The sequence below is a fragment of the Sporomusa sp. genome, from assembly GCF_035561255.1.
In the GTDB taxonomy this organism is placed as follows: domain Bacteria; phylum Bacillota; class Negativicutes; order Sporomusales; family Sporomusaceae; genus Sporomusa.
The window spans coordinates 1-12,138 of record NZ_DATMXX010000224.1 but is presented as its reverse complement, the minus strand read 5'-3'; the positions used below and the strand labels follow the sequence as shown (position 1 = coordinate 12,138).

General features: G+C 48.7%; 7 protein-coding genes and 3 riboswitches. All 7 genes read right to left on the bottom strand.

Annotated features, from left to right (window positions below; genetic code table 11):
* Window positions 1-412: 412 nt before the first annotated feature.
* The gene (locus tag VN379_RS12090; RefSeq protein WP_325534152.1) at window positions 413-1,864 is read right to left on the bottom strand and encodes a catalase; all 1,452 of its coding nucleotides are present in this window, start codon (window positions 1,862-1,864) and stop codon (window positions 413-415) included.
* 224 nt (window positions 1,865-2,088) lie between these two features.
* Window positions 2,089-2,994: a C1 family peptidase gene (locus tag VN379_RS12085; RefSeq protein WP_325534150.1), complete on the bottom strand. Its 906-nt coding sequence runs from the start codon at window positions 2,992-2,994 to the stop codon at window positions 2,089-2,091.
* Window positions 2,995-3,007: 13 nt separating this feature from the next.
* Window positions 3,008-3,244 carry a hypothetical protein gene (locus VN379_RS12080; protein WP_325534148.1) on the bottom strand — a complete coding sequence of 79 codons (237 nt, stop codon included), beginning with the start codon at window positions 3,242-3,244 and terminating at the stop codon, window positions 3,008-3,010.
* Between the two features lie 274 nt (window positions 3,245-3,518).
* The gene (locus VN379_RS12075; protein WP_325534146.1) at window positions 3,519-4,112 is read right to left on the bottom strand and encodes a hypothetical protein; all 594 of its coding nucleotides are present in this window, start codon (window positions 4,110-4,112) and stop codon (window positions 3,519-3,521) included.
* A gap of 62 nt (window positions 4,113-4,174) precedes the next feature.
* Window positions 4,175-8,566, bottom strand: a complete 4,392-nt coding sequence (locus VN379_RS12070; protein ID WP_325534144.1) for a TonB-dependent receptor domain-containing protein — start codon at window positions 8,564-8,566, stop codon at window positions 4,175-4,177.
* Between the two features lie 75 nt (window positions 8,567-8,641).
* The gene (locus VN379_RS12065) at window positions 8,642-10,039 is read right to left on the bottom strand and encodes a hypothetical protein (RefSeq protein WP_325534142.1); all 1,398 of its coding nucleotides are present in this window, start codon (window positions 10,037-10,039) and stop codon (window positions 8,642-8,644) included.
* 197 nt (window positions 10,040-10,236) lie between these two features.
* Window positions 10,237-10,686, bottom strand: coding sequence for an OmpH family outer membrane protein (locus tag VN379_RS12060; RefSeq protein ID WP_325534140.1), 450 nt, complete (start codon window positions 10,684-10,686; stop codon window positions 10,237-10,239).
* 196 nt (window positions 10,687-10,882) lie between these two features.
* Window positions 10,883-11,065, bottom strand: a riboswitch (cobalamin riboswitch).
* A gap of 282 nt (window positions 11,066-11,347) precedes the next feature.
* Window positions 11,348-11,534, bottom strand: a riboswitch (cobalamin riboswitch).
* A gap of 230 nt (window positions 11,535-11,764) precedes the next feature.
* A riboswitch (cobalamin riboswitch) is annotated at window positions 11,765-11,948 on the bottom strand.
* Between the last annotated feature and the right edge of the window lie 190 nt (window positions 11,949-12,138).

Below are 12,138 nucleotides of genomic sequence, written 5' to 3'. Positions count from 1 at the left end.
ACTTTTACTATCGGGGATAGCTATATTTAATTGCACCGTACCCTGTTTATACAATGTTCTACCTTACAAGTATAAACTATCTGCTCAGCACGAAAAGCAGTTACAAGTCAGTAAGTGGGATGATTAAGGTCTTTAGGCGATAGATAATTATTATGCTAATCGGGCTGAATGCACCTGTTGATTCGAATTTGGGTCACTTCGAACCCCGAAATTTCGATCTCTTTGCTTTTATGCAAGGAAGATTTACAGAGTTGAAGAAAGTTTGTTGAAATATTAATTGTGCGCCATATGGGTTTCATGATGTTTCCCTTCCTAGTGAGAGTTCTTATTACTATTATATAAAAGATAAGCTGCGCAGTCGATGGAAGGTTCGGGAAATAAACTGCCGTTATCTGACCCAAAGCTTCACTGCTTATATGGTCATATTTATTCCTTTTGCTATTCTGCTACCCAGCTCATTGTCTGTCCGCATGAAATGTTCGAGCATTCTCTTTTTTATAGGATCATAAGCCTGACTTAAGTTCTCGACAATATTCGCAACCAAACGTTTCTTTTCCATTGCAGACATGGTCCGATATCTATACCTGGCTTGATAATAATTGTCGCCTGTTAATTCTTTTCGCTCTACATTACCTGAAGCGAAATTCTGTGCAGGTTTACCGATCTCAGGTGCCTCCAGTGGCATCCCACCACCTAATGTATTGGGTAAATAGTTGGCAACGCCTTCGCTGTACATGGATTGCATCGCCCCATCCTGCATCTTATTGTCAATCGGCTCTCTAGGCATATTAGTGGGTAGTTGTAAATAATTGGTGCCGATGCGGTATCTTTGCGTATCTCCATAGGCAAAGATACGGCCTTGCAATATTCTATCATTAGAAAAATCAATGCCTGGCACAATTGCTGCAGGCGCAAAGGCGGATTGTTCGACTTCAACAAAATAATTCTCAGGATTTCTATCTAACACCATTCTGCCTACCGGCATTAATGGAAATAAGTCTTCCGGCCAAATATTAGTAGAATCCAATGGGTCAAATGGCAAATCGCATTCATCGTCACCTTTCAGTAGTTGTACACGCATTTCAAATTCGACAGTATGACCTGCGGCAATAGTATCAAATAAATCCCGCCGGGCTATATCCGGGTCCGTGCCTGCAAGTTGAGCCGCTGTCTTGCTGTCTATGTACTCAACGCCTGCACATGGTTCCCAGTGGTATTTAACATATACCTCTTCCCCGCGTAGATTCACCCACTTATAGGTGTTGACGCTAAACCCCTGAATGGTTCGATAGCTTTTGACAGTTCCAATATCTGAAAATAAATAGGTGAGAAAATTCATAGACTCCGGCCTTAACGACATGAAATCCCAAAAGCGGCTGCTGGATATTGGTCCGCCCCGGACATTAGTAACCGGATCAGGTTTTAAGGCATGAACTAGATCCGGAAATTGCAGCGGATCTCTAATTGGAAACACCGGAATATGGTTGCCAACAAGATCGTAATTACCTTCTTCTGTATAAAATTTTACAGAAAATCCACGGATGTCCCGTACTGTGTCTGCACTACCCAAAGAGCCTGCTGCTACTGAAAACCGAACAAACACAGGTGTTTTCTTTTCGGGATCTTGCAAAAAAACTGCCCTGGTTAATGGCGCCATTGATTTATAGGGTACAAAAAAACCAAAAGCTCCGGCACCTTTGGCATGTAGTACTCTTTCCGGGATCCTCTCCCTGTCGAAATGTGAAAGCTTTTCAAGGAAAACTATGTCTTCAAGTAAAATTGGCCCCCTTTCACCTACTGTTAATGAATGCTGATCATCAGTAACAGGCTTTCCCTGATTGCTGGTAAGATAGTGATTAGACATATCCTTTTCCCCCAAATCATAAATTCTGATATGATTATATTTAATATAAGAATTACTTAGAATAGGATTTTAAATATTTAAAATGGCACTTTAGAAACCCAGTGTTATAGGGGTTCTGAAGTGCCATTCTTTTAATTTCGCCGTCCTGCACTGCTACTCTGTATTTAAACAGTAGCAGTATCCATGACAATCACTCTCCCTCTTGTCCGGCCAGGCGATTAACTCTAAGTTAACTCAGCTTTAGTATTCCCATCAATCCACGCCATATTGAGAAGCGACCAAAAATCTGTCGCCAGCTTATTCAACACATATTCATACGGCAGCCAGCCATAGCCGGCATCGCCCCAGGTGCTGCCCCAGGAGTTGCGGAATAAGAGGGCTCCCGTAGTTTCCTGATTATATTGGGTATTTTTGATTGTAAGTGTATCATCGTAGCCAAAAGCCGCTACCGCGTGGCCCCAACTAGCCTGTTCATTTGGGCCGGGGCCGGGAATGCCGCCAGGGATATCCGTATTGGTAAACGAAGCAAAGCCGTAAAAGCCAAACATGGAGGGCACGCCGGCCGCCAGATATCTTTTTACGCTGCTAAGAACATCGGCCGGAGCCGTATCGGTGCCGGCGGGGTCGTGGCAGAAATACTGCAGCGCTTCATAGTTGTCGGCAATCGCATAGACAAAGGAAGTCGGCTCTTTGTCAAAATCAGGAACCTTATCGGTATATGGCCAGTATTTTTCCGGCGGTACGCCGCACAGCGCCAGTGCCCCCATAGTCTCACGGATATAGGAGCCTTGATCACCAGTCAACCCCTGCAGATTGCGGGCGTTCTTGTAGATGAAGAGCCGCGAGGCGGTAAAATGCTTGTCAAAGGCCCGGTTCTGAAAGTATTCAATAATAGCCGCCGCCGCGTGGGCGGTACAGGCCCCCAGGTTGCCCTGATTCGGCACCGGCGTGCTGCACCACCGGCGCAAATCCACCTTATCCGGCAAAGGCGCAGTTTTGTCGATTCCCAGGCGTTTGATGGTTTCCTGCAGGTTGGGATGGCGTTCGGTGTAGTCGCGCAGATCAGGCAGCGGCGGCAGCCAGCCTGTCCCTACTTCCCTGCAGTCAGGCAAAATCACATGCGCCTGCATACAAAAACCTCCTTTAGCTTTTTTTCTCCATTGGTAAAATACATTCCCGGTATAAAGACTGCAGCAATTGTTGTTCGTTGCTGTTGCCAAAGTAGACAATTTTTTTATTGAGTTTGCCGGCATAATTCACAGTCCGGTAAAACAGACTGTGGCCCAAAAATCTCCAATGAACAACAATGGCGTCGGCGGCCTCTAGTACCGCCAGGTCATACTTAACATCTTCCGAGGCGATAAAGCTAAAATTCGGCATAAATAGCGTCCAGTTGCTGCCTGGCCGCCGGCTTTTCGGCAATCGCCCTGGCGATAAACGGCAAAAGGTCCAGTCTGATTTCCCCTTTTTCCTGATTCATCGGTTATCTGCCTCCTTTTGATGGATTCGCATTTCATAATCCTAAACCGGCAGAATAAATAACAGGCCCGGACAACTGTCTAGGCCTGTTATTCTTATGGCTGCTGCCAGGCAGCAAGCCCTGCCGTCTCGGGCCTGGTCACGGTTGATGGCAAACAGCGCTTTGCTTTTGCTGCTAATTCATTACAGTTTCTCTTGGTAAAAGCGTAAACGTTTCCGGATCAATGGTGTGGCTAAAACACATGGACGGTATCCCGCCGTGCTGAACCACTTCTTGCTGCATACCTTCAATAGCGGCTTTCGCGGCAAGCGCCAACGGCATGCCCGCACAGATATTTACGTAAAAACGCGGCATAAACAGGCGTGAAGCTAAGGGATTATAGCCATTTTCCATACCAATCATGGCATACAGCTGACCCATATTGCCCAAATCCCGGTTGTTCAGCTTACTGTTCAGCGTAAGCAAGGTCAGAGTTGGCGCTGCCTCCCGCAAGTTTTTCACCAAACGAATGCGGTCAACCTGGCTTTCCGCGTTTTTGCCGCCGGAAAAAATCAGTTTTTTGTCATTGCTGCGGCCGACGATATGCACCCAGTTCGGCTTGTTAGCAGTAGCAGCAGCGAGGATGTCCTCCGGCTGTTCGCAGTCGACAACGCTCACTTCCACCAAGCCTACGGCCTTTTGCGCAACCGCTTTCTGGATCGCATCAATTTCCCGCATATCGTCGAGAAGATCCATTTTCATAATCAACAACTTACGCTTAGCCTCCATAGTCGCTCTCCTTCGTTATTTTGTCCCTGCGGGTACATAAGAGACTGCCGCAGGGAGCAATATTAGAATGAGTATTCCACAGTCATGTAATAGGTTCTTCCTTGTTGTGGATAGGCCACATTGTCCTTGTCATAAAGATCGCTCTGTAAATACCGCATGAGCTGCTTGGGCCCTTTATTGGCGACATCATTAATACCGGCATTCAGTTTGAGCTGCTTGTCGAAGCTGTATTTCATACCGATGTTGAAGAGTCCCATGGGTTCATAGTAGGCGGCTTCACCGGCATTATTAAACCAGCTGAGCTTATCCGTCCAGTTGTATTCGCCAAAGACGCTGAACTTATCGCCGGGGAAACGGTAATCCAGCCTGGCATTGACTGCCCACTCCGGCGTCCAGGGGAACGGCTGTCCCTGCCAAGACGAATTGCTCATATTATTATAGGCTTTGTACCCCTTGGTGATTAAGGAATCCTGCCAGGTGGTGCTTAGCGTAAAGTCGAATTTTTCCCAGTGCATTTTACTGCTAAGCTCTACACCCTGAATCTCGCCGGCTCCGTAATTGGCATACCAGGTCGCGCCGGTCAACGGATTAAAGACGGTGGTTAACAGGTTTTCCGACTTGCGATGAAAATAGGTCAGAGTGGTGTCGTTGTCCGTACCGAACAGTTTGCCGCTCCGGTTTACGGATACATCCCAGTTCTTCCCATGTTCCGCAGAGGTATATGGACTCCAGGCAGACGCGTTGTTGAATTCTTTCCATTTGGACACCAGGTTGACACCGTCGCCATACACCTCGTACCAGCTCGGCAGCCGGTGATAGGTGCCATAGGTAGCCCAGGTGGTCCACTGGTCATTCAGCTTTTTCTTCAGGCCGAGGTTGTAGCTGTACAGCCAGCCTTCGCCGTCCATGACCTCAATGCCGATATTGGACTTTTGCGCCCGCACCAGTGGCGTAAAGGTCAGGCTGCCGGCATCGTCCAGCTTCATGGTATCCTGCAGTTGGAAGTAGTAGTTGCTCATGTCGTATTTCGGCAGGAACGCAGCCTCAAAGTCTTTTTTCCAATTTATACTGGAATACTGATCGGCGTCAAACTTCACCTTCATCGTTTCCTTGGTGCCGGTAGCCAGGAATTCCAGCAGGTGACTTTCTCCCATCTTCCAGGTGCCGTCAACGGAAGCGCTATAGCTATCGCTGCGGAAGGTATTGGTGCCAAAGACGAAATTCCGATTGCCAGCCCCATATCTGGCCCAGAGCGCCTCTTTGTTCTGATGGACCGTGTCGAGCTTCCAGCCCCATTCGACATTGCCGGTCTGCTGGCGGCGACCGAAGGATAGCTCGGTTTTTTCCGTATCCACCGTACCGCCATACATGGCCTGCTGAGCACTATTAAAAGAAGCCGGCCAATACTGTTCAGGTAGATCGGCCAGATAGGAGCCGACCGCCTGCGGCGTGTGGGTCTTATTGTTAATGTAGTTGAACTTGACAAACCAGTTGTCGTCCTGCCACTTAGCGAGGATATTGTTGTTTTCATAACTATTATTCTGACGCCAACGGTCTCGGGGATAGGTTGGGCTGTCATTGTTATAAGAGGCATAAAGTTTATTATACTTAAAGTCACCCGTGGCCTCTTCCCGATTCGCCGCCAACAGCAAACTGCCGTTGCCGAGCGGAGCCGTTGTTTCCAGGTTGAATTTCTGCCCGCCAAAGGAGCGCAGGCCATAGCTGACCTTGCCGCCGGTTTTGTCCGGCTTTTTCGTGACAATGTTGATCGCACCGCCCATGGCCGCACCGGCGAAGCGGGCCGGGATGTAGCCCCGGTAGACTTCGATGCGTTCCACATTGTCGATGTTGAGGTTTTCGAGATTAACGGCCTGCTCGCTGCCGGTATTCACCAGGACACCATCCATGTAGATATTGACCTGGCTGGCCGAGGAGCCGCGCACGCGCACCGTCGAATAGTGGCCGGTCCCGCCGCCGGAAAGTTTGTCGATATAGACGCCCGGCACTGTTTGCAGCAGATCGCCCAGCGTCTTATGCTCGCCCTCGTATTTCGGCACATCAATGACAGATACCGTACCCGGCGACAGTTTTTTCTCCCAGTCCGGGCGGGCGGCTTCGACGAGCAGCGGCGTCAAAGTAAACTCATCCGCATCTCCCTGCTGCAGCACACCGGTTGCCCCTGTGCTATTCGTGCCGCCTGTCGCCATGGGTTCAATAGCGCTTGTCGTGTTGTTAGTGTTACTAGTATCATGATCAACGGTGGCTGGTTGAATAACCTGCGATGGACCATTAACCGCTGGCAAATTGGTGTTGGCAGCTTTGTCAGTGGCAGCGTCTTCCTTTATCGTTGCCGGATACTGTCCCGCTGCGTTTGCCTCCCGCGTCGCCGGAGCTGGAGCCGCGATATTCGTTTCTGCCAGTGCCGCTTGTGGCAGACTGCCCGAGTTACTTTCGGATAGCGGAACGGTCTCCGTTTGGTTCAGTCTTAGGCCGCTGGGCTCTTGCTGAGTCCGGTACGTTGCTTTGCTCGCCCGTGAGGGGCCGCCCCAACGCCAGGAAACACCGCCGTTGAGTTGCCAGTCGGTATCGACCTTGCCGCTGAAGGATTTATTAACCTCCAGCCAGCCGTCCCGACTGCCGCCTAACTTGAAATGGCTGCCCAACGTCACATCGTACCAGGTGTCCTTGCCGGCCAGCGTATCCACCGTTTGCGAAGCAAGCACAGTTGTACTGTTCTGCATGGCGTACATCATGGCGTTGCCGCTATTCATGAAGTCGTGGTTGGCGGACAGCTTGAGGTACGCTTCGCCAGCATGATCGCCCTGCCCGTAGCTTTTGCCTATGGACAGTCCGGCGCGGCCTATCAGCATGTCCATTTGGTCTTGCGCATATTTTAGACCGTTATCCTGACGGAAGTCAAAGGAACGCATGACGCCGTAAGAAAGACCAACTTGCGGTTCTACGTACCAGCCATTGCCTTTATCCATGCGCAGGCCATAGCGAGCGCCGAGACCGTAGGTTTTCGCGTTAAAATCCTTCTGGTAGCTGTCGCCGAAGGAATCGGTATAGGTATATTCGTTATCGATTTTACTCCAGCGCACCATGGTATCCAGGTAGTGGCCTTTGTTGCCTACCCAGAGCATGTACGCGCCGAGGCCATTGCTGTCCAAATCCCCTCTACCGCTGTTATAATCCGCGCCGCCGGTATTTTGGGCATAGAAGTCGGCATCGGACGTCATCTTGCTGAAGAACAGCCCGGTATAGAGCTTGCCGCCAAGCAGTTCCCGATCCCGCAGCTTGTCGTAACCAACCTGGATGCCGCTGTAGGTCTGGCCAAAGCTGGAATTTTGCACGCCGTCATAGCTATATTTGCCCCGCCAGGTATTGGCCCACACGCCTTCCCGCTGACCAAAATCGTCCTGGCCAATGCTGCGGTTGGCGAACCGCTGGTCATCGCCGCGTTTCCAGAAGAGACCGTCCTCAATTCGCCACAGATTGCGGGTCGAGAGGGCTGCGTTGGCTGCGGAGTAGGCTCCCTGAGACATGAAGTCTTGTTTTTGCGCCGTCCAGAAGACACTCCATCTTTTATTTGTGTTATCTGCTACGGTATTAAATGGATCGTTCAAAAGTTCTGTTGAAATTACATACTTGTTCAGTGCACCATCCACCTGATTAGTAGCAGAACCAGTAACATTGAATTTGTCCATTATATCCGATGTTGAACTGCTAATACGAAATACTTCGACTACTTTTCCTTCAAGCAAGGCAGCAGTCTCTTGGGTCCAATTATAACCGGCAAAATTTTTATTCAGTGTATATGCTACTGTAACATTAGATGTTGCACCATCAGTTGTATCAATCAATGTTGGGCTTTGCAAAATTACCGTATCCTTATAGCCAGTGCCTGTTATGGAATTGTATGTACCAAGATTAATGCAGAAGGTAAGATTATCGCCAAATTGTCCGTTCCATATTGTAATTTTACGACCAGCGACTCGCGCTGCATTACTATTTATCGGCCACGTATCATACCCATTTGCTTCTGTATAACCATTGGCGCTGCTGTACTTATACGCTAAATCAATCGTAGCGCCATCTTTCATAATAAACACGGAGGTTGCACCGTTACGGACTGTGATGTCCTTAGCGTCTAATGGCCGCCAGATACTGTTTTCTTCCAGAGTGATGTTTGCCTTGTATGTTGTTCCCGTGTCGCTGGCAGATACATAGGTTCGCCAGGTTGTGCCTTCCGGAATGCTGACGTTTTCCCCTGCAGTCGCTCCCCAGCTTGTCTGATCAACGACTTCGCCGGTAATACTTTGGGACGCAAACGCACAAGTGTTATAAGAATATACGGAGGCTAGCACCAGGGAAAGAATTAAGGCTTTCTTCGTTAATTTATGATTGCAACATTGCTGCCTATCTTTTTTATGATTTTTACTTCTTCTGCGCAAAAAAAACTTCCTCCTACATAACATAACTAGGAAAGGGGCGGAGAAATCCGCCCCTTCCCTAAGAGCAGTTAAACATTATTTACCTAGATACGAATTAACAAACTTGTCGAAGTCTTCCGGTTTCACGCCAGCGCGGGAAGCCAGCAGCGGATGTACAAAACCACGCACCGATTTGATGGAAGCCGGGGCAGCCCCTTTCAGGCGCGTAATGGATGGCATCGCCAAGGCAACTGCATTAAATGACGGGCTGCCGGTAGTCCACTCAGACGCCGTACCTGCGGAAATGGCACTTGTCCCGGTAACAATACCGCCTGCGTCATAGATGCCAAGATCGACACCTAACATGCCCCAAACTTTGCTAATGTCGTTAGCCGGCAATGCAGCCCACAGGTAGCCGAAGACTGTAGAGATATTAACAGCAATGGTAGCACCTGAGACATTGGATATGAGGTCATCGCTGGCAGCATCTAAATCTGAAATTGTAGTTGCCCACAGACGACCGGAAAGGGCAAATGAGCCATCGTAGGAACCGGCCAGAATATAAACATCGCCATTGGAGAGAATAGCCAGGGACCGGATATCGAATTCGTCATCTGTTGACGCTTCTGCAACAGTCGAAGGACGGACCAGATCGGTTACCGCAAGATTAGCGAGCGCCACTCTCTGAATTTTGGATGCCTCATTCCATACAATCGGGGTACTATTCCATTGCGGTCCACCCAGGGCGGTTGTATAAAGCCTGTCGACGTAAAACTGAAGTTCGAACACATTCGGCGCTATGGTCGCATCTGGCCCATCGACCGGACTAGCTGCTAAATTAGAAGCATTCAGCTTAACGATAACGCTGGGAAAGTAAGTGTAGTCGTTGGGATTGGAACTACCAGCAGGCGAAACCACATATTGTTGCGCTACAGCATAAATGTAATTTATCGGGGTTTCGGTATTGAAGACGGTATCGACGCTATAAGCTGTAGCACCAGCTGATATTGCAGCGGCTCCTGTTGCTGTAAATTGATAATAATCGGAAGCCAGCGTCAGAGTTTCTGTAGTGCTAGGTTTAGCATGGATTAATTTGAACACTCTACCGGCAGAATAGTCGGCGCCAAAGAGCGTGCCGGCATTCGCCCCGCCTGGGGAGTTGAGGTTATAAATATTAAGCAAGTCGGTGCTATCGCTGTATTGATAGGCCGTGGTATTAGGCGCTACAGTTTGCGTCCAAGTGCTGGGATCATAGACGGAAAGAAAGCAGAAAATCTGAACAAAGCTTACATTGTAACGTCTTTCTACTACCAATACGCGAATGCCGGTGCTGTTGCCGCCATTAAAGTAAAAGGCAACAGGATCAGTAGTGGCAAGGTTCACACCTGAGCCACTGACAACTGCCGGCGTAGCACCGGTGGAGGAAATTAATCTGACTCGGCCTGCTACAGGGCTAACTCCAAAGTTGTAAAAACTCGCAATTACCGTTGACATACGAAACACCTCTCCCTAGTTGTTGTTTTTCTTACCTTGTGATCGTCAACAGCTTGTCGGCTGCTGAGGTCTTTTCTTTACTACCCATTGGAAAAGAACTCACCTCCTTGGATCGAATTCCTATCGCAGCCCGTCCGGGCGTCGTCATCACGTCCGGGCGGGACGAACAGGCTAATGAAAGCTGTCGCTGCTGCTGCTTATTGTTTTACTTTACTTATCGCGTCGGCGGTAATGTCGATCCCGCCGTAGACCACGGTTGCTGCGTCAATAATTACTGTCAACCCTTTTTCCTCGGCGACGGCCTTAATGGACGCCTCAATTTTGTCTCCCACCGGTTTCATCCGGGCGTCTTCCTTTTGCGCTTCCTCGCGGGCGATGGTGTCGTTTAGGGCTTTTCGCTCTGCATCCGGCAGGTCTTTGGACCGGGCGTCGTAATCTTTCTGTGCTGCTTCGCGCATGGCTTGAATCTCTCTCATAATCTCCTGGATGCCGGGATAACTGCTGAAGACCTGCTGTTTGTTGACATAACCGACAGCGGCGGCTTGCCTGTCCTGGGCCTTGGCGGCTAGAGCCTCAGTGGGAGCCAGCAGTCCGCATATGAAAAATACGGCAAGCAGTAATGAAAAGGTTCCTATTATTTTTTTCATTCTATTTCCTCAACATGATTATTTATTTGTGTCCTTATGAACAAATAATGCTTGTACGACGCTAAACCGGGGAAAAACTAATTAATCCGGTAATAATAGCGAATAAAAAAACTCCCTTATTGGGAGTGCTTACGCTAACCGGCTAGAATCTGGCCTTAGTTTCACGTAATCCCCTCCCCATACCTCGTGGGTAAAACGGCGATTGCTGGATAAGGCAGTTCTCCTGGCTCCGGTTCATAGCATTCGTCGCGCCTTCCCAAGGCTTTCACCCCAGTGGCATTGTGCGAGATTGCTCCCCGTTACAGTGGCGGGACCGCGCCGGCATCTAACCGGACTTCCCTATTAAGCCCCGAAGGGCACCTATCCCAACGTTATGTTGTTGTTGTTTCCTATTCATCTTATGTGTGCTTTCAAGATAATATGACTATTTGTCTGCATTTATTTTTGCTGGCTTTATTCTGTTCATCCAACAAAGTTTTCTGCGTGTCCGGTTAATCCGCCATATTACTTACTGTTCGCGGCTTCCTGTTCTCTTACACTTCATTCTAAACTCCAGGTGACTAGTAAGAGCTTCAATAACCAACTCTTTCTGCGAACTGCCATCCGGATAAAGCTCACACAAGCTGAAGCCTAATCTTCTTCCTGTTCATCGCAGGTTAAGCGAAGATTTTCCGTACAGGCAGTTCTCCTGGTTCCAGTTCATCACCTGCCCTGCCTTCCCGGAATGTTTATCGCTTCCAGTGGCATTGTAGGGCTGACCCACTGTTACAGTGACGGGACCGCGCCGGATTTGCACCGGACTTCCCTATTAAGCCTTCTAAAAAGGCACCTGTACCTGCTGTGGTTACAATTACCATTTGCCAACACACAAGGACATAATTGTGTCTAAACGCAACTTTTGCAGGTATTAAAAGTCCGTTATCCTTAAAAAGTTCTCTATTGTACGCTCACAACCGGCAAAATAAAAATAAAAAGAAGCCTCCTGTGATGACAACACTCAAGGAGGCTTCTGCATTTATCCCGGAAAAATGCCGGCAAAAAGCATGCACGTAATCCCCTCCCTTTCTCTCGCAGGTCAACGGTGATTGTTGTACAGGCAGTTCTCCTGGCTCTGGATCATCGCTCCACCAAACCTTCCCAAGACAGGTATGTCTCAGTGGCAAAAACATGGCTTCACTCCCCATTACAGTGGCGGGACCGCGCTGGTCTTGAACCAGCTTTTCTATTATATCCTTGCGGATACCTGTACCTAACTCTTTATGCTATTTTAAACCCAATTTTCTGATTATTCATTTTCCATTAACTTCTTTTCTTGTCTTAAATTTACTACTGATGGATGATTTTGTCAAGAGATATTTGCTGTCAAAAAAGTATTAGCAAGTTCCCTTTCTAATTGTAATTGTAATTGCCTTATAGCGAGAATGTTAATGATTCTCCTGGAGTCCATCAAAT